This window comes from Micromonospora sp. NPDC049645, assembly GCF_040675155.1.
Taxonomy (GTDB): Bacteria; Actinomycetota; Actinomycetes; order Mycobacteriales; family Micromonosporaceae; genus Micromonospora.
In genome coordinates, this window is sequence record NZ_JBFAOI010000020.1 from 15,488 (window position 1) to 33,841 (window position 18,354).

Annotated in this window: 23 protein-coding genes; all 23 read right to left on the reverse strand. The window is 72.3% G+C overall.

Annotated elements, in window-relative coordinates:
• Positions 1-10: 10 nt before the first annotated feature.
• Positions 11-1,072: a hypothetical protein gene (locus tag AB0J33_RS28725; RefSeq protein WP_363617816.1), complete on the reverse strand. Its 1,062-nt coding sequence runs from the start codon at positions 1,070-1,072 to the stop codon at positions 11-13.
• A 390-nt stretch (positions 1,073-1,462) separates the two neighbouring features.
• Positions 1,463-1,807 (reverse strand): hypothetical protein, encoded by a 345-nt coding sequence (locus AB0J33_RS28730; RefSeq protein WP_363617818.1) that lies wholly within the window; start codon positions 1,805-1,807, stop codon positions 1,463-1,465.
• Positions 1,804-2,409: a hypothetical protein gene (locus tag AB0J33_RS28735; protein WP_363617820.1), complete on the reverse strand. Its 606-nt coding sequence runs from the start codon at positions 2,407-2,409 to the stop codon at positions 1,804-1,806. Before AB0J33_RS28735 ends, AB0J33_RS28730 begins: the two co-directional genes overlap by 4 nt.
• A 230-nt stretch (positions 2,410-2,639) precedes the next feature.
• Positions 2,640-3,188, reverse strand: coding sequence for a hypothetical protein (locus AB0J33_RS28740; RefSeq protein ID WP_363617822.1), 549 nt, complete (start codon positions 3,186-3,188; stop codon positions 2,640-2,642).
• Positions 3,185-4,051, reverse strand: coding sequence for a ParA family protein (locus AB0J33_RS28745; RefSeq protein WP_363617824.1), 867 nt, complete (start codon positions 4,049-4,051; stop codon positions 3,185-3,187). The genes AB0J33_RS28740 and AB0J33_RS28745 overlap by 4 nt, the downstream gene beginning before the upstream one ends.
• Positions 4,052-4,080: 29 nt before the next feature.
• Complete coding sequence (locus tag AB0J33_RS28750) at positions 4,081-4,479, reverse strand: hypothetical protein (protein WP_363617826.1); 399 nt, start codon at positions 4,477-4,479, stop codon at positions 4,081-4,083.
• Complete coding sequence (locus AB0J33_RS28755) at positions 4,476-4,796, reverse strand: hypothetical protein (RefSeq protein ID WP_363617828.1); 321 nt, start codon at positions 4,794-4,796, stop codon at positions 4,476-4,478. Before AB0J33_RS28755 ends, AB0J33_RS28750 begins: the two co-directional genes overlap by 4 nt.
• 223 nt (positions 4,797-5,019) lie before the next feature.
• Positions 5,020-5,604, reverse strand: coding sequence for a hypothetical protein (locus AB0J33_RS28760; protein WP_363617830.1), 585 nt, complete (start codon positions 5,602-5,604; stop codon positions 5,020-5,022).
• A gap of 89 nt (positions 5,605-5,693) precedes the next feature.
• On the reverse strand, positions 5,694-6,194 hold the full coding sequence (locus AB0J33_RS28765; protein WP_363617832.1) for a hypothetical protein: 501 nt from the start codon (positions 6,192-6,194) through the stop codon (positions 5,694-5,696).
• A gap of 121 nt (positions 6,195-6,315) precedes the next feature.
• Positions 6,316-6,930, reverse strand: coding sequence for a hypothetical protein (locus AB0J33_RS28770; protein ID WP_363617834.1), 615 nt, complete (start codon positions 6,928-6,930; stop codon positions 6,316-6,318).
• The gene (locus AB0J33_RS28775; RefSeq protein ID WP_363617836.1) at positions 6,927-7,220 is read right to left on the reverse strand and encodes a hypothetical protein; all 294 of its coding nucleotides are present in this window, start codon (positions 7,218-7,220) and stop codon (positions 6,927-6,929) included. The genes AB0J33_RS28770 and AB0J33_RS28775 overlap by 4 nt, the downstream gene beginning before the upstream one ends.
• Entirely contained in the window at positions 7,217-7,558 is a 342-nt protein-coding gene (locus AB0J33_RS28780; RefSeq protein ID WP_363617838.1) for a hypothetical protein, read from the reverse strand. The genes AB0J33_RS28775 and AB0J33_RS28780 overlap by 4 nt, the downstream gene beginning before the upstream one ends.
• 368 nt (positions 7,559-7,926) lie before the next feature.
• Positions 7,927-9,030, reverse strand: a complete 1,104-nt coding sequence (locus tag AB0J33_RS28785; protein ID WP_363617840.1) for a hypothetical protein — start codon at positions 9,028-9,030, stop codon at positions 7,927-7,929.
• Between the two features lie 392 nt (positions 9,031-9,422).
• Entirely contained in the window at positions 9,423-10,424 is a 1,002-nt protein-coding gene (locus tag AB0J33_RS28790; protein ID WP_363617842.1) for a hypothetical protein, read from the reverse strand.
• A 318-nt stretch (positions 10,425-10,742) separates the two neighbouring features.
• Positions 10,743-11,051, reverse strand: coding sequence for a hypothetical protein (locus AB0J33_RS28795; RefSeq protein WP_363617844.1), 309 nt, complete (start codon positions 11,049-11,051; stop codon positions 10,743-10,745).
• Positions 11,052-11,176: 125 nt separating this feature from the next.
• Positions 11,177-11,656 carry a hypothetical protein gene (locus AB0J33_RS28800; protein WP_363617846.1) on the reverse strand — a complete coding sequence of 160 codons (480 nt, stop codon included), beginning with the start codon at positions 11,654-11,656 and terminating at the stop codon, positions 11,177-11,179.
• Between the two features lie 268 nt (positions 11,657-11,924).
• A complete protein-coding gene (locus AB0J33_RS28805) occupies positions 11,925-12,401 on the reverse strand; it encodes a hypothetical protein (RefSeq protein WP_363617848.1) in 477 nt (158 codons plus the stop codon).
• 30 nt (positions 12,402-12,431) lie between these two features.
• The gene (locus AB0J33_RS28810; RefSeq protein ID WP_363617850.1) at positions 12,432-12,830 is read right to left on the reverse strand and encodes a hypothetical protein; all 399 of its coding nucleotides are present in this window, start codon (positions 12,828-12,830) and stop codon (positions 12,432-12,434) included.
• 67 nt (positions 12,831-12,897) lie between these two features.
• A complete protein-coding gene (locus AB0J33_RS28815) occupies positions 12,898-13,065 on the reverse strand; it encodes a hypothetical protein (protein ID WP_363617852.1) in 168 nt (55 codons plus the stop codon).
• 220 nt (positions 13,066-13,285) lie between these two features.
• On the reverse strand, positions 13,286-13,489 hold the full coding sequence (locus AB0J33_RS28820) for a hypothetical protein (protein ID WP_363617854.1): 204 nt from the start codon (positions 13,487-13,489) through the stop codon (positions 13,286-13,288).
• Positions 13,490-13,589: 100 nt separating this feature from the next.
• Positions 13,590-16,952, reverse strand: a complete 3,363-nt coding sequence (locus AB0J33_RS28825; RefSeq protein ID WP_363617856.1) for a hypothetical protein — start codon at positions 16,950-16,952, stop codon at positions 13,590-13,592.
• A 445-nt stretch (positions 16,953-17,397) separates the two neighbouring features.
• Complete coding sequence (locus AB0J33_RS28830; protein WP_363617858.1) at positions 17,398-17,967, reverse strand: hypothetical protein; 570 nt, start codon at positions 17,965-17,967, stop codon at positions 17,398-17,400.
• 6 nt (positions 17,968-17,973) lie between these two features.
• Positions 17,974-18,354, reverse strand: a 381-nt coding sequence (locus tag AB0J33_RS28835; RefSeq protein ID WP_363617860.1) for a hypothetical protein, incomplete at its 5' end; no start/stop codon positions are given.

The window sequence follows — 18,354 nt, forward strand, 5'->3', positions numbered from 1 at the left end:
CCCTCTCGTGTCAGCTCGTGTACCCGAGTAACAGCCTGGCCAGCACGGGCGAGTCGGGTTTGTAGCCCGCCCGGGCCGCCGCGCCGGCGAGGTGAATCCGGCCGGCGCGGAACGCGTCGACGGCGCCGACCAGGCGCAGCAGACGCGTTGGAGACTCAACGGCGTCGACGAGCCCGGCGCGGACGGCCAGCCGGCGCAGCTCGCGCGTGACGCTGCGGGACGTCAGGCGTCCCGTCGCGTCGGTGACGCGGCCGCCCTTGCGGACGCCGGCACCGCCGATGTTCCCCGCTTTGTCGACTGACCGGAACAGCGGCAGGGCTTCCGAGTCGCCCGTGCCGGCCGCCGTCAGCCGGTTGAACCACAGACCGACACGGCACGCGGGGCAAACCCCGAGGTCGTGCTCGGCCTGGTCGTGCTCGACCACCTCGCGGCGGCCGCCCGGCAGGTCGATCGACCAGCCGGAATCATTGGGCAGCGCCCGCAGGTCGCCGACGTTGAGTTCACACGCGGTCGCGTTACCGACGCCAGCGGCGTACGCCAGCGCGACGAGCGCGAGGTCGCGATCAGCCTTGACCGGGTTGTCAATGTCGACCGCGCTCGCCATCGCGGCGAGCAGCTCGCCCGAGTGCCGACTCGCCCGAGACACGAGGTCGTTGACAGGTTCGTCATCGCCGGCGGTAGTGTCTGATCCACGCAGGACGTACAGCGCGGGTAGACCATCGGGCGACGGTCGACCGTGCACACGGGCATACCAACGGACGGAGCGAACCGCGAGTTCAGCGGTGGCTCGTGCGTACCCCTGCGCGATCAACGCCTCGGCGTACAGCGCGAGATCCTCGGGGGTCCATGTGTCATCGGTGAGCTTCAGCTCAGACCGACGCCACACGTTCGCGCGTTTCGCCTGGCCAGCGTATATCTGCCTGGTCACTGACGACAGCTCACCATCAATGCCCCGCCCGACGCCGCCGAGCGTCAGCGCCCGGTCGACGCGGCTGCGCGGGGTTGTCTCGACGGGCGCCGCCTCGCCGGGTTGACCAGTGGGTAATGACACGTACGTCACCGTACCCGTCATTACATGATCAGAACAGGGGCGATCGCCTCGCGCTCGACGGGGGTGCGCGAGGCGACCGCCCCGCCACTGTCTACTACGGGCACCGACGCGAGGGGGCGCCCCGGGTTGTCCGGAGCGCCCCCTGCCCCTGCTGGTGTGGACGGTGCCGGCCGTTCGCGGGCGGGCCCTGGTGCGGACGTCAGCGACGCCGGCGGGCCGCCTGTTTGGCGATGGCAGTGCGGGCTATCTGCTGCGACACGGGGTCGGTACCCCTGCCCCGGGCCGGCACGGGTGCCGGCCCGGGGCAGGCGTCGAGCGCGGCGATCGCGGCGGCCGCGTCGGGTGCGTGGCCAACGTGCTTACCGCAGGGACAGCCGTACGACACGCCGGTGCTCGGGGTGGTGGCCATGGTCAGACCATCGACCACGACGCACAGTCGGCGACCCGTACGACCTGCCCGGTCACGAGCTGATCGGCCGGATCGGTCGGCATATACGCCGGCCCCTGCGCGGTGCCCCAGTCGACGGGCCCGGCGCCCGCGCTGATCTGCCAGGTGCACGAAGGTCCGCCGACGCCGCCGGGCGGGCCCGAGGTCTTGTACCGGCCGGGCGCGATGTCACGACCGACCTCGTACGTCCCGGTACCTGCGAACGCCTGCGGCAGCCCGGCGCGCGAGACGACGGCGCCGAGCACCAGCACCAGGCCGGCACCGAGCAGCCACGGCCACACGCGGCGCCGCTGGGGGTAGACGGTCACGAGCGGCGTCCGTAGGACAGCGCGTCGAGGGTGCGCTGCGGGATGGCGAGCATGCGGCCGAGCTGACGCAGGTGTGACTCGACGTCGCCGAGTTCTCCGTGCGACGTGCGCAGCTCCAAGGGGGCCGATGCCCCCGCCGCCGCCGTGTAGCGGCCTTGCGCGGCGGCGGGGTACGACTGCGCGATTCGGGCGCGCAGCTCGTGTGTGACGTCGGCGAGCGCGGCGAGGATATCGGTCATGCCGGCGAGCGTGCGGGCGCCGACGGCGGGGTCGACGCCGGCGATCGGGTCGGATAGCGCGCGGGCCGCCCTGTTGGTATGCGTGATCGCGACGTGGAGCGGCAGCGTCGGGTCGCGTTCGTCGTCGAGCGGCGGGTCGGCGGCGCCGGCGACGTCGATCTCGTATTGCAGTGCGGCGACCGTCGCGGCGGCGGCGACGAGCTGTCGGCGCGACTCGTCGTCGAGTGCCCGCATCGCGGCGAGCGCGGCATCGTCGCGATCGGCGAGGACGTGATCGACGACGCGGCGGATCGCGAGCGCGCGGCCGGACATCGCGATCACCTCCGCCATGTACGCGCCGGCGGCGGCGAATGCCGTTTGCACGGCAGACCAGTCGACGGCGAGCGGGTCGGCGGTCGGAGTCCCCGTCGGGGGGGCGGGTTGGTCGGTCTGCTGGTGGGGGCGGATGCGCCCAGGGCTCGGGGGTACCCAACTCGGTTCGGTCATGTGCTGCCCCTCGGGTCGCATGCATGCATGCATGCATGCATGCATGCACGACATCTGGTCAGGTTGGCGGGGCGGCCGCCGTGCCCCGGTCGGCCGCCCCGGTCGCGCTATTGCGGCAGCGGGTCGCCCGGCCGCCAGTCCTGCATATGTGGGCCGTACAGCTCGACGAGCGCGGCGGCGATCACGTCGTCGGGTAGTGGGGCGATCCCGAGGATCGCATCGCGGTAAATCTCCTGCATGTTCCGGCCGGTCAAGGCGTTGACCTGCACAGCCGCCATCTTGATAAACCGAGGCACGCGGGTCGAGTCGCTCGCGTAGTCGGTCATCGGGTTGATGGGCTTGCGGCGCAGCTTGTGCAGCCCGCTGAGGACGCTCACGCTGTCGCCGCTGAGTAGGTGACCACCCGGGTACGGGGCGAACTGCTCGTCGCCCTGGTGCGCGAGCGTGGTGCCGGCTGGTGCCGGGGTGGTCGGCTGCGGGACCGGCGCCACCGGCGGGGCGGCGGGCTCGGGTGTGGATGCCTGCTCGGGCTGCTGCGGCACCTGCGCGGCCGGCGTCGCCTCGTCTGCCGGTTCGGCCGGGCGCGGCGCCCGGCCCACGCGCAGTGGGCGCGGCGGGTTGGTGTCTTCGACGGGGGGCGGGGGTGGCTTGCTCATGCGGCGACCGCCTCGCGGGCGAGCAGGGCGTCGGTGATGGTGCGGATGCTCGCAACGACGCCGGTCGGGTCGCCGGCCGGGTTGGCGCCGAGGTCACGGTCGTCGAGCATCGGTCGCGCGAGGTCTTGCAGCTCGGCGACGCGGGCCCGCAGCGGAATCCGGTCGCCGAGTACCCGCACGGGGCCGCCGGTCAGCCCGGCGAACTGGTCGACGAGCTGCTCGTATCGCACCTTGTGCGTGTTCGTGCCGCTGCGGACGCTGTTGACGACCAGCCCGGCGACGTCGAGGTGCGGCACCCCGAAGTCGTCGCGGGTCGCGCGGACGTACGCGGTGGAGCGCAGTGCGCCGGTGATCGCGTACCGCTCGGCGGCGAGCGGCACGACAACGGCGTCGGCGTCGCCATTGAGAGCCGCGAGTGACATGCCGGTGAGGTGCCCCTTAAGCGACGGGGCGCAGTCGATGATCGTGATGTCGTGATCGTCGTCGACGCCGGCGAGCGCCTTACGTAGCCGGTTCGCCGCCCCCGGCAGACCAGCCTCGATCGCACGGTCTTCGAGGTCCAGGTCGGCGGGTAGCACCTGAATTAGCTCGGCCCACTCCTCGCGCCACTGGCACGAATACAGGTAGTCGCCGGCATCGCCGTTGCGGACCCCGGGAGCGAGGCACCGCGTCAGCGAATGCAACTCGTCCACTCGACCGGAAGCGATCTCGGGTCGCACTCCGAATCGGTCGGTCGTGTTCGCCTGCGGGTCCATGTCGACGAGTAGGACGCGGCGGCCGCGCCGGGCGGCGTCCTCCGCGATGCCGCCGGCGATCATGGTCTTGCCGACCCCGCCTTTGTTGTTGAGCAGTACGATTCGCACGGTTGTTCCAATCCTCTCCCTGTGAGGTCTTACTGTTCCCTGCTGGCCGGCGCCCGCTCGCGCGGGGCGCAGTGCTCGCAGGTGGTATATCCGGCTGCCGCCTCGGACGGCGGCAGGATGCGCCCGCACCCGGCGGCGCCGCAACGCAGCCGGGTGAGCTGCTCGGCGACGAACTCGCGCACGGCGACGAGCTGCTCGATCATGTGCCGAGCCTCGCGGTCGAGCACTTCCCAGTCTGCGGCACGGTGCTCGGGGTACTCATGAGCGGCGCGCGGCCGGGTGCCCGGCGATCCGGGTGCCCGGTCGGCGGGCGGCACGTAGACGTTACCGGTGATGCGCCATCGCGCCAGGCTGTCATCTATGTCAGCTTTAACCGCGCGCAGCATCGCGACGACGGCCCGGCGGGGGTTGTGCCTGCGGCCGGTCATCGCGACTCCGGGTTGCGTGCATGCATGTTTGCATGCAACGAAGACGCGGACGCGCACTTTCGGCGGCCGCACGTCGCGTCGCCGGCGACGACCTGCGCCGGCGTCAGGTCGCGCTGGCAGCCGGCGCACATCATCGCCCACACCCGGGCGTCGACGAACTCGCGCAGCCGGGCGACGCTGCGGGCAACGCCGTCGAGGTCACCCGACAGGGTGCGCCAATTGGCGACGTCGGCCTCGGGCCGCTCGGCGGGCGGTTTGCCCGCCGAGCGGCGCTGCTGCCAGGGGTGCAGTAGCGCGAAGACGTCGCTCTTGAGCACGCGCAGAAGGGCTAGCACGTACCGGCCGGGCCGGTCGGCGGGGCTGGTCGAGCGTCGACTCGGGCTGCTCGCGTGCCTCATCGGCCGATCCTGCCGAACAGGGGCCGCCGGTGCGAGCCGACGGACGAGCGAGGCAGGGGTGGCACGGCGGCCCGACCGACCGCGAACCGTACGGCCCGGGCGTGGCGGGCGATGGGGGCGGGGTAGCCGACGCGGTACGTGCTCACGCGACCTGTCCCCCGTTCGTGTCGATGCCCTGCCCGGCGGCGTCGAGCGCGCGCAGCTCGGGCGCGATGAGCTGCGCGCGCACCACGGCGGGTACGAGCGTCTGCGCGATGTTGAGCAGGTCGCGCACGTCTGCGGCGCCGGCGGCGTGGTCGGTGTTGTAGCGGTCGAGCACGATGCGGTCGAGCTGGTGCAGTCGCTCGTCGTTGGTGTGTGGGTTGAGGTACTCGTCGGCCTGGCCGTCGTTGAGCAGCTCGTGCGGGGCAATGCCGAGGTGCGGGGCGAGCGCCATCGCGACGGCGGCGTACGCGTACCGCGTGGTCTGCTGGTCGGCGCGCTGGTGTTGCGCGGCGAGGTGCAACGCCTGCGCGAGGTGCACGCCGCCGGCGGTCGTGGCGGGGGTGCGGCGCTCGCCGGGCACGCTCGGGCGCAGCGGCACACGCCGCCAGCCGAGCCCGTCGCGCTGCCCTCTCTTCTCGGCTTTCTGATGACCGAGCATTTCGAACGCGCCGCCGATGATGGCGGCGACGGCGGCGAGTACCTCGGGCGGTGTGCCCACGTCGGGGGGGTCCGTGTGTGCCATGGGGGTTCCTCTCGTCCGGGTGGTGAGGCGTTCCGAGCGCCTCACCACCCGTGAGTCTACGGTATATCTAGGTAATTCGTGTACCCGAATTAGTGCACCGTCCGTCCGCTCGACCGCGAATCGGCGCTGACCTGCGCCAACACAGCATCAGCGCGGCTAAGGTCCGGGGCGTGTCGCTGGTTGATCAGTAGCCGCTCGACGAGGAAATACTCGCCGCCGGCGTGCAGCCAATACGACGGCTCGGCGGGGGCGCCGGGCTGCCTCAGTAGCGCCCCGTGCCGCAGCTCGTACGCGTCGCTGAGTCCATCGTCGAGCACCTCGGACCTGTAGTCCGTCCGGCCGACGCGCACGCTGATCGGCAGCCATTCGCCGGCGCTGGTGACACGGGCTGTCACGTCGAGGTACCCGGCGCCGGGCTCGCTGCCGAACCCGAGGAACGCGAGCCGACCGGCGACGCCGGCCGGCAGCTTGCAGACGTAGCGGTGCGGGCCGAGCACCGGCTCGGGCCGCTCGGTTTGAGCCGAGCCGATCAGCGTGCCGGGGGCAAGCAGGGGCAACGGGTGCCGGCGCCGTTGGTGAGGGGTAACCATTGGGCGACTCCTATCCGGTTGTGTGCGGTGTGCCGGGCGGCCCCGGGCCCGGGGTCGGGCCCGGGGCCGCTCGACTCGCAACGCCGGCGACGGCCCACAGGACGCGGCGCCGGCGCGCGGCCTATGGGGATTGCGGTAGCGCGGCGATGGCGTCGAGCAGCCGACGCCCGCGCGGCGACCTGAGCCGGACCGTCGCGCACTGGTGCGGGTACGCCGCGTACGTCGCCTCGGCCTGGTCGAGTGAGCGCCACACGCTGATCTGCTCGGTGCGCGGCCCCCGGTCTCGGCGCAGCGGTGACGACGGCGGGCAGTAGGTGACGGCGCGGCCGTCGACTGGCCACCAGGCGCCCCACGCGGTGACGTCGCGGCCGTCGGTCATCGCGAACGCCTCGACCAGGGGCACGCCGTCGGTGCCGAGCAGGTCGACGTCGACGAGCTGCTCGCGCGGGTCGTGCCGGTACAGCCGCGTGGCGCCCTGGTGCCCGTGTACGGCGAGCACCTCGGCGGCCGAGCCGAACAGTCCGATTTGGTGCACCGGTCGGTCGTGTCCGGGCGGCGGATTGTCGGAGCACCAGCGGTACGCGGCGCCGCCGAGATGCGGCCAGATGACGCCGGCGGCGACGACGCCCGTGCCGCTGATGCCGGTCACGTCGCGGTCCCGGTCGAGCACGAACAGCGCCGGCAGCGGGCCAGCGCCGAGCCTCGCCGCGCGGTTGAGCAGCGCCGGGTCGGTCATGTTCGCCGCCCTCCGCTGGCTGTCGGCGGCGTGGCGTACCAGTCGGGCAGCAGGTCGCCGGCGACGGCGAGATCGGCGAGCGCGACCACGTACGGCACGACGATCGCGGCCGGCAGGTAGCGGCGGCGGCCGTTGATCTCGATCTCGTACCGCTCGTCGCGGGGCAGCCCGAGCGGGCGCAGGAACCGCAGCCAGCCCTGCTGCTCGGCCCACGTCAACGCCTGGTGCGCCTGGTCGCGCAGACGCGCCGACGGATCGATGATCAACGGCGTGCGGCGGCGGCCGGTCATGCTGCCTGGCCTACGAGCTGCACGTCGACGCGCCACCCGTGCACCATCGCCGACGCGCGTACCAGGGTGCCGAGCGTGTCGGTCGTTACGACCGTCGCCGCCGTGTCGAGTTCCCGACACCAATCGACATACGTGCCATGCGTCGGGACGTGCGCGGCGATCGTGTGGGTCGGCTCGGTCACGGTGATCGACAGCGGGTCGCCGGCGTGCGAGGCGACGCGACCGACGACGGCGAGCATCGTCGCGACTGGTGCGGGCGGCTGGTGCGGGTCGCCGGACACTCCCGGCGGCGGCACGGGCACCTGCACCAGCGGCGCGGGCATGGCTAACGCGGTCACTATCGGACTCCTGTCGGTGACTGTCGTCATTGCGAGCAGTATACGCCTTACCTAGATAATTCGTGTCCCTACAACGGTGCTGACCTGCGGACGCCCGGACGGTTGGATCACGTCGGCCGTCCGGGCAGTGTCCACAGTCGACCGTCCGGACAGTCATCGCCGGCGCTCGTCGTCGTGCTGCGCGGCCGCCGCGACCTCGGGCGTGTGCCGATGCGCGCAGCACGACGACGGCACCCGATCGAGGTCGAGCCGACCGGCGCACGGGCAATATTTCGGCGAGCAGCCGCGCCGAGCCCCGGGCCCGTTACAGCGGCACGGGTACGACTGGTCAGCCGGTGTGCCGGCGACCAGCCAGCGGCCGCCGGCGCTCACATCGCCCGCCGCTGCGCATGGCCCCCGTCGTCGACGTCGCGGCGCCCGACCGCCTCACGTGCCCGCTGCGGGTCGCGCCGAGGCTCGGCGACCATCGGGCCACCAGGTGCCGCGTCGGCGTCGTGAGCGGGCCCGTCAACGGCGCTCGGCCAAAATCCGCGCTGCCCACCACCGGACGCTGACGCCTCACCGCAGATGACGACGAGCCCGGGCCCGATCGGCGCACGGTCGAGCGCCCAACGCACGGCCCCGCCCGCCTCGCGCGGTCGTGAGTCACGGTCCACTGCGGGCGGTTGAGCGTCACCAGCGTCGGAGAGTTCGTCACGTGAGTCGGTCGGTCGGCCCGGAGGGTCGACCGGTCGCAGGGGGGTTTGGGGGGCAGCGTGCCCCCCAAGGGTGGTGGGTGGACGGACGGACCCCGGGTGGTTCGGGTGATCCTGCGTACCGGAGTCCGGTCGTTCAACTGTCGGCGTCCGGTCGTTAGATTCCGGCGTCCGGTCGTTTGCGTACCGGACAGCCCCGGGCGAGCCGCTGTCGGCCTCACTGCCGGCCGTAGGCTGTCCGGTCGTTTGCGTACCGGACACGCCGGCGGCGGCGAGTGCCTCGGCGACGGCGGCCGCGATCGCGTCGTCGCGCTCGGCGGCGATCTGCTCGGCGTTCTTGGCAGCCGCGCGGGCACGGTGCGCGGCCCGGGCCGCTGTGTCTCGGCGGCGTTTCTCGTCGGCTGCGGCGAGAAGGAACTGCCACTCGGAGGGGTCGCGTTCGAGGTGCATCGACAGCTTCCAACGGGTGACGCCGTTCCGGTCTTTCCCATCGGCGGCGATCAACGCGCCGGACTTCAGACGGCGTAGCGCGTTCTTGACCGTGCGCTCGTCGAATCCGGTCTCATACGAGATCAGCAGGATCGACGGGCGAGCGTCGGTGCCGTCTTCTTTCGCCCGCTCGGCCAGCACGCACAGCACGAAACGGCAGGTGGTATCGGGATGACCCTTATCGGTCATCAACATCGGTGCGCGGTTGAGTGCCCAACTCACGGCCTGGTAACTCATCGGCTGGAAGAACCTTTCCGGCGCCGCGTGCGGCATGCCGGAAATCTCCACCGGCGATCCGGCTCGCGTCGCCGCGAACCGTCCGGTAGAGTCGCCAGCACTGCCCCGCAAACGGCAGGCGCCAAGTCAATACGGGATATGCAGCGGGCGACGTCCTGCGAAAACGCGCCCGCGATAGGTCCGGTTGCCCGCCGGTCTGTCACCTCCCGATTGGTCCGCTGCCTGTTTGCTTCCTCGGCCCCTCCGCTATCGCGGGGGGGCCGAGCTGCTTTCCGGTGCTGCCCGACCATAGTCCACGCTGTGAGCGCCGTCACTGATCAGCGCGGCGGCGTGTGTCACCTGGTGAGCCGGGTCACTGTGTACCGTCGTGCGAGTTGCGGGCCGCCCCCTTGCGGGGCGGGTCGACGTTCCCCCCGAGCCGTCGGCCCGCCCCGACCCCCTTTTCAGCCCGGCTCGGCGGCCGACGGGTAACTCTGACGCCCCCACAGAGCGAGCAGGTTGCATAACCCGAACGCGCCCATCGCGAGCCCCGGCCGGTCCAAAGTGCGCACCAGCTCGCGCGCGCGCGCCGCGTCGCGGGCGCGACACACATCGATCAGCCGCATCGCGAACGCCTTGCTCTGCGCCGATGGTGACCGGCGCGAGTCGGCGTCGGCGTCACGCCAGTCGTACGGGTCGCGTGTGGACGGCACGACGTCGGCGTGATCGGCGAGGAACGTACCGAGCCCGAGCGCGACGTCGGCGAGTTCGTCGTCGGACAGCCGGGCGAGCGCGGACGCCTCGGGCCCGATGATCTGCGGCCCGAGGCGGGCCATCGCCGGCGACGACCAGGCCGTGAGTACGGCACTGGTGACCCGATACGCCACGCCGGCACCGGCGAAGCTGTCGCGCCCGGACACGTACGCGCCGAGCGCGTGCAAGATCGCGACGCGCTCGGACGACGGTGCGGCGTGTTCGATGTCGAGCCCGGCCGCCGCCGCCGCCGAGGCGACGAACGACACGATCTCGCTCTCGTCGTGCGGGCGATCAGTCTCGGCGTCGAGCACCGCGTCGCGGGCACCGTAGACGCCCGCCCCGTCTCGGGCGCCGGCCGCCCGCAACATCATGACCAGGCCGCGCGCCCATGGACGCTCGGCTAGGTGCTGCCCGCCGACTACGGCCGGCTCGCGCGGGCGCCCGTCATCGTCGGGCGCCGGGTCGCCGCCGGGCAGCCGGGGCACGCCGACCTCGCCGGCGATCAGCGCCCACGTCGCCAGCGCCGGCAGCAGCAGATGCCGGCCGACCAGCTCGGCCGTCGCGTCGCGCAGCGCGACGTCGTTGCCGCCGCCGCCGTCGTCGTACAACAGCGTCGCCTCGCGCATCACGACCACCGACAGCGAGAACAGCGCCGCGACGTCGACGTACCCGGCCGGGCGCCCGGTGTGCTCGTGTCCGCAGTCCGTCATGACGGCCGCCCCTCGCCCTCATCAGTGGGTCGCGCCGGCGCGACGACGGCTGGCCAGCCGTTCACGTCGGTCGCTCTCTCGTGCATCGTGCCAGCCTGACCGACGTTCGGCGTGTTCGCCTCGGCGCTGTCGATCGCCGGGCCGTTCACCCCTAACGGGTGGCTGCTAACCTCTGTTTGAGTACTCATCGGTAGGTGAGTGTTCCTCTCTGATCACGTCCCGTCGGGTCGCTGGTCGGCCGTGCGTTCCGAGCGCCGGTCGACCGCGACGGCGCCCCGGCGGGGCGTGATCGCCATTTGTTCGGTTGATGATCAGGCCCTACGCCTTGCGCGTGCGCTTCACCCCCGGCGGCGGGCCCGGCGGCGACGGCCGAACCGGCTGACCGTCGACGCGGCGGCCGGTCTGCTCGGCCCACCGGATACCCGTCTCGGCCGACCATCGCGGGGGCGCCCCGTGCTCGATCACCTGCGCTTCGTTGTCCGGCGCGACCAGGCACGCCCGCGTGAGCGGTTTGCCGTCACGCCGCGCCCTGATGTAGTTGCCCCGCCATTTCTTCAACGCGCTCACGGTGAATCCCAACACTTCGGCGAGCTGTACTAGCGTGAGTAGCTTCGGCGGATCGGCCACGGTGTCACCTCCAATTCGATCATGGTCGAGTCTACAGGTCGCCCCGAGAAAACGGGGACCGAGGTATACGGAAAAGCGCCGCCGGCGATGACCCGATTTCGGCCATTCGCCAGCGGCGCCCACGGTCAGCGCGGCAGCCGCACGTCGAGCAGCAGCGCCGACGTCGCGGCCGTGCGGCACGGCCACACCACGCGATCGCGATCCCTCGGCTCGTCGAGCACGTCGCCGACACAGACGACCCCGTACGTCGGGTCGCGGTACGGCCGGTGCAGCCGCACCAGCTCGGCCAAATGATCATGCACGCGCATCGCCGCGCCGAGCAACTCGTCGTAGCCGGGAACCCCGAGCGCGGCCGCGTCGACCAGCTCGACCGCCCGCGCGGCCGCCTGGTCGACGTCGAGGTGCCCGGGCAGGGTGACGTGCCGCTGCGGGGCACCCGTGCACGGATCGAACCAGTAGTCGATTTGCCACACGCCGCCGCCGGCGCCGGCGCCAGGGTGCATGAGCGCCTCGGCCGTCGGCGACCCGACGCACGCCGCGTTACGCACCCTCCACACGCCGGGGAAATCGGCGAGCTGCACGCGGTAAACGCCCGAGCCCGTCATCGCCGCCCGCCCCACACTGGTCCCGCCGGCCGCCGCCGCGCGACCCGGTGCAGCGGGCACCGGTCCCCGAGCGGCTTCGACCACTGCCAGCCGTCGGCGCGAGCCCCAGACCGCGCGGCCTGCGCGGTCTGAAACCCGGTAACCGTCGCCTGACATGGCACCGCTCGCGTGTCGCGGCCGGTACCCTCGAACCCGATAATGCCCTCGCACATCAGCCGGTTGAGCCGATCGGCCGGGTTCGCGGCCGCCGGCTCGCCCTTGCGCCACGTCACGCCGCACGCACCTCGTGCCGCCGCGCCGCCTGCCGGCCGTGCGACGTGCACATAGTGAGCGGCTCACCCGGCACGGCGCCCTCGACCCACGTCGAGGCGACGTACAGGCGTATCTGCCCGTCGCAGTCGCCTCGCTCGTCGTGGCGCGTCTCGGCGCACTTCGGGCCGTGCATGCCCGGGTCCGGGCAGGCGAACGACGCGGCGGCCGCGACGCCGGCCGCGTACGCGCCGACCAGCTCGGCCGCGATGGCGCCGGCCTGCGCGAGGTCCAGAGTCGCCGGCAGCTCGACCCGACGGGCGTAGACGCCGGACCCGAGTCGCGGCCCGTACTCGACGACCCATGGCACGTACGACCCGCCGCCGTCGCGGCGGCGTAGCGTCCCCTCCTGCCCGGTCGGGCCGCCGGGCGCCGCGACGCGGTACACGCCGTACGCGCCGTCGACGGCGACCAGGTGCCGCCCCGCCCGGCTCACAGATCGACCCTCGAACACTGCTCGCCCCCCTTACTCGCGCGGCCCGGTCGCCGCGATCGCGGCCCGGGTGAGTCGGTCGAGCTGCGACGACCGGGCGATGCGGTCGCCGTCGGTCGGCAGCACCCGGTCGAGCGCGGCCCGCACGCGGGCGAACAGCGCGTCGGACGGGTCTGTGGGCGCGAGCGCCTCGGTCGCGCCGGCGCGCAGCGTGCCGGCGACGTCGAGCCACGCGGCCCGCAGGTCGCGCTCGCGCGGCTCGCAGTCGTCGGCGCGGCGGGTCGCGTAGCTGGTCGCGTCGCCGAGCGCCTCGGCGAGCTTGACGTACCGGCCGAGCGTCGGCACGCGCAGCGTCAGCACGACCGGCGTCGGCTGCGTAACCAGCTCGTCCGGGCCGGGCTGGTCGAGATCAGTTGTCATGGGTGACGACATGGATGCCCCTTCCGTCGTCGTCGACGGGCCGCCGGCTGCCCCGCCGGCGGCCCCGTTGTTGAGTCGATCAGACACGCTCGGCCAGCACTCGCGCAGCCCGGTCGAGCAGATCGAGCATGACCTCGCGGCGCTGCACGTCGGCAGCGGTCACCAGAAACCCGGCCGGCGGCGCCTGCCGCAGCCGGTCGCCGAGCGCGACGACGATCGGCGTGATCTCGTCGAGGATCTCGGCCACGGCGACCGAGCCCGGGTCAACGCCGGCGGGCACGGGCTGCGGCCGGACGGGGCCAGCGGTGATGGCCAGCGGCGCCGGCCGGGTCGATCCAGGCTGCGCGGCGGGACGGTTCTTCACGGTACGAGTCCTCATGGTGCGGTGTGTCCTCTCTGGACGTTCCGAGCGTCCGGGGTGAGGGGCGGCGCCGGCAGGGTGCCGGCGCCGCCGGGTCGGTAGGTGGTCAGACGGTCAGACCGCGTTCGCGGCCGATCGTCGCCGCGACGCCGAGCAGCGCGGCGAGCCCCGGGTTACGCGACTGCGTGAACTGGTGCCGCAGTCGGGCGACGAACGCGGCCAGCGCGGCGGGCGACGCCTGCTCGCACTCGGCGGCGAGCTGGTTGATCGGGCGGACGACCGGCGGCGGCGGCCCGAGTTCGATGATCATGCGTGTTCCTCTCGTCGGGCGGGGCGGCCGTTCCGAGCGGCCGCCCCGCTGTCGTCGAGTCTACGTCATGTCACGGTAAATCGTGTACCCGGGTGCACGGCTATTCGGCCGGCGGCGTCACCAGGTCGAGCGCCTGCGCGTCGTACCAGTCCGGGCGGGGCAGCTTGCCGGCGGCGTCGCCGGCGGACCATTCGACCCGCACCTCGCAGCGAGCCCAACCGCGCAGCGGCCCGCCCTGGTCGGCCTCGATCATCAGGTGCTGCCCGGCCCGCTTGCCCCGGGTCGCCTCGACAACGACGCCGCGCCAGTCGGCGCACTCCGGAGCGCGGTGCCGCACCACGGCGCCCGGCCGGAACAGCCGGCGCACCTCGTCGACCTGCCGGCGCAGCCCGTGCCCGAGCGTTACGACATCAGCGACGAGCGGCTGCACACGCCCGCGCTGCTCGTCGATCGCGACCCGGTACCCGATCACCTTGCCGTCGTTGTCGACGTCGACCAACTCGACGCGGCCGGGCCCGAGCGGCGTGTACGCCTCACGGTCGAGCACCTCGGCCCGCAGCGCGGCCCCGCCGGGCAGCTCGGTCACGCGCGTCGTCATGACGCCCGAGCCCGGGCCCGTCGGGCGCCACTGCCCGGGGCGGGCGTACCCGTGCCGGCGCAGCACCCGGTCGGCCTCGATCGTCGTACCGCCGGCGTCGGCGGCGAGCACCCGGCCGTCGGCGTCGTCGACGAACACGGCGGCCGACTGCCGGCTGTACGACGCCACCAGCAGCCGCGCCTCGGCGTCGGTGCCCGGACCATCGGCGGCCGCCGGTTCGGCCGGCTGCGGCCCGCTCACAGCTTCCGGCGTGCGGGCCGCAGGGACGCCGAGGGGTGCCCCGTCGAGCCGTGCGGCGAGTACGAGCAGCTTGTCGCGGAGCACCTGCTGCGCGAGCGGGGTCGACGAGTCGAGCCCGGCGAGGGTCCGCAGCTCGCCGGCGACGTCGAGCAGCCCGGCGACGCTGGCCGGCGCGTGCCGCAGGTCGACCAGGTACGCGCCGACGCGGCTGCCCGGGGAGACGAGATCGCGCAGCACCGCGTACGGGCCCGGGGTCACGCCGCCCCGCGTGATGAATCCCTCGATCCGGCAGACGTTCGCGCCCGACCCGACGAGCACCAGGTCGCCGACGGCGAACCCGGCCGCCGCTGCGGCCTCCGTCGCCGCCGCAACCTCGCCCGGGCACTCAGGGCACACCATGCTCGCCCGGGCCGGCGCGGTGCCGTGCCACGGGTTAGGGCAGCCCTCCGACACGGCGGCCGACACGGCGGCCGCGCGCACGGCCGCCGCGCCGAAGAACATCGCCGCGCCCGTGGTTTGTCCGTCGAGGTCGAACACGGGCCGGGCCGGCGCCGGCGCGTAGCCCATGCCGGCGAGCGTCTCGCGGGCGAGCTGCTCGGCCGCCTGGTCGCCGGCCGCCGACAGAGCATCGAGCCGGGCGTTCTCGGCATCGCCCGGGCTCGTCGACGGCGACTCGCCGCTACGGGTAACGATCTCGTGCGCCTCGGCTTCGGCCTGGTCGACGTCGACGATGCGACCCGCGTCGGCCTGCTCGCTGGCGGGTACGAGCACGATCGTCGCGCCGGGCAGCGCGGCCAGCCGGTTCCACGACACGCCCCACCACTCGCGGGCCGCGTCCGGGCTGCCGAACGGGCCAACACGCACGGCGCGGCGCATCGACGGCAGCACGATCACGAGGTGCACCGGGCCGGACTCGACCGGGGGCATGCGCAGCACGGCGGCGAGGTCGGCGTCGGTCAGTCCGTTGACGATCGCGGCAGCCGCGCGGACGGCGCCGGTCGACCGCTCGACGTCGCTGGTCGCCGCGACCGGTCGAGACGCGATGGCGGCCGGCAGCTCGGTCGGAACGTCACCAGGGTTAGCGACGAGCAGCTCGGCGCGGGCGCGCTCGGCCTCGGCCTGCACGCCGGCGGCGACCCGCTCGTCGTGGCGGGTGAACGCGCGGCCGATCGAGGCACTCACGGCTGCCGCGTACGCGGGCTCGGCGTCGGCGGGTACGGCGTCGACCGGGCGCGCGGGCGCCGCCGGCGGGGTCGGCGCAGTGCGCGACGCCGGGGCGTCGGGGGCGGGCTTGACCTCGAACGTCACGCGGCCGTGCACGGCAACGGTGTATTCGCTGCCGTCGGGCAGACGCAGCAGGTACGAGCCGTCGGCGCGCGGCTCGACGCGGGCGATCTTGACCCACTCGGGGCCGATCAGCGTGCCGGCGCGGTTGGCCAGGCGCAGCACCTCGGCCGAGGTCGGGCGGTTGGTGCGGTACAGGGTCGCGGCGTTGACCCGCTCGACCTTGGCACGCGGCGCGCGGTTGGCGACGGCGGCGTACGCCTCGCGGCCGCGTTCGGTCAGCGAGTAGCCGACTCGCCCCTCGTTGTCGACACGTCGGATTGTCGTCCATCCCTGCCGCATCGCCGCCTCGATCGGCGCGAACGACGCGACGTCGCTGCCGGCACCGCTGACGTCGACGCCGCCGCCGTTGATCACGTGCCGCAGCCAACGGGCCTGCGCGTCGGTCGGCAGGGCCGGCGTGGCGAACAGCAGCACCTCGCCCTCGTGAAGGTGCTCGGTCATTTCGTCGTCGGCGTAGACGAACCGCAGGCGCCCGTCGGGAAGGTACTGCGGCGACTCGACGACCTCGCGCAACCCGTACGTCTCATGTCCGAGCTTGTCGCCGCGACGGATGTAGCGCGCGGCGATGGGGACCATGTAGGCAGCGATCTTGTACGGCTCGCCGTCGGCGACGAACGGATTCGGGTTGTCCGCGCGGGCGACGCCGTTGAGTGTGGGCCGGCTGACCGTCTTGCCGCACGAGCAGGTGCCCGACTCGAATCCGTTGCCGCTGGTGATCGGGTCGCTGTAGGACGGTTCGTGCGTGTGGGTTCGGGTCACGGTGTCGGTGTTCCTCTCCTGGTGGGCGGGGGCGGCCGGCGCGGGAGCGGCCGGCGCGGGAGTAGCGGGCTTGCGCTCGCATGCCTGGCAGTGCCCGACGTACGGGGAGTCGGTCACGTACTGCCGGGTCATGAGCGGCCCGAGCAGGACCGACGGGCGGCACGCCGCGCGAGCGACGTCGGCCGTAACGACTGCCCGGTGCGCGATCTGCGAGGTGCTGCCAGCCTTGCGGCCGTACTGCGGCTCGACGGCGGGCGCCGGGGCGGTCGGCTCGTCGGGCAGGGCCGGGCAGCAGGGTAGGAACGTCACGTCCCCGGAGAAGTCACGCCAGGTCGATCCGGGTTCCTCGTCGATCATGTCGCTGTAGATGTCCTCGATGACCTCGCGCTGTGAGCCGACCTCGATCGTCCACTGCGTACCGCCCGAGCTGGTGTGCGTCGACCTGGTGAGGTCGGCGCAGCCCTCGCGGTGCACCCGCAGCGCGCCTCGGCCGTTGTTGACGATCGTCAAGCGGTGCATGGTGTTCCTCCCCTGTTCGGCCGCCCGTCGGCCTCACGAGAGAGAGTCTACGCTATCCCCTGGCATTTCGTGTACCCGGGTATACGACACGCCGCCTGTCTTATCTTTGACTTAAGTTACTGCCCGGTGTTGCTGTTGATCGGGTATGACAGACGCGCACACTGACACGACATGTCGAGGGGCGGACGGCCCCGGGTGCGCCCCGTGGCGCATCTCCGGTACCGTCCGCCCCTCGTCGAGCCGACGTGCCCCGTCGGCTCTCTGACGGCGGCGAGAGTGCGGGCAATGGCTGCCCCGCCCCCCGCGCTCTCGCCGCCGGACCCCCGAGCAACGCTATGTAACTGGCGCGATACAAACTGTCGCTTACGCCGGTTTGTTCGCGATACGCTATCGATCCCGTCGGCGGGACGCCAGACCTAGACGGTCATGATCAGCGACCGGGCGGTTACGGGGAGGCGATCAACGACCAGGAAAAACGCGGCGTTGCGTCCCACGCGACGCGTCCATACGTCACGCTCGCGCCCGAGCCCGTCGGCGTCACACGGATGCGCACGAGCTGCGGCCCGCCAGCGGGCACAAACACAGGTATCGATATCCGGGCGTCGAGTTGCGACGTCGAGTTCGTGCGCCGCCGGGCGACCACGGTGCCCCCTCGCTCGACCTCGTACAGGACCGACGTCAGCGCGGCCGATGCCGTGATCCGAGCCCGCAGGTCGACCCGATACAAGCCGTGCGGCAGCGTCGGCCCCTGCGTCGCGGACACCTGCAACCCGCCGGCGCCGAACGCGGACAGGTGGTCGACGTTCCACGACATGTAGTTGCTGGTGGTGAACGTGCCGGCCGAGACCGTCACACCGAGGATGCCCGATATACGTTGCAGCGCGGCGATCCGGGAATGGTCCCACCCATCGAACGATGAATGTATGTCGCCGGCGAGCTGCTCGATACTCGATCGCTGGAATTTCTCGGTGATCAGCGGATAACGCCAACCCTCGTGAGGGGTAAACGAAACCATCTTCCGTCACCATCCATCCGGCGTAATGCGGACCGCCCACATTTGACTGAATTGCAACATGTTTACCGATGCGGTCGCGGATTGGTGCATGATCCCATGCCGCAGTCGGCCGCCGCCGGACCGAATGAACCCGTCCCACATCAGGTATTCGGGTGCCACGTTGACCGAGTATGCTTGCGCTCTGTGTGTGTAGGTGTTGAGCTGCCCCGTCGACGGGTCGCGATCCTGCACATAAGTACGAATCTTGAAGCGAGTCCCTACCGGTGCGGTCTGGTCGAATCCGTACGCCCCACCGACCCACCACCAGAACCGGTTCTCATCCTGGTCGGGCAGCACCAGGTCGCCGGGGGTGGGTTGCGGTATCGCAGTGTTATTGAACTGTGTGTC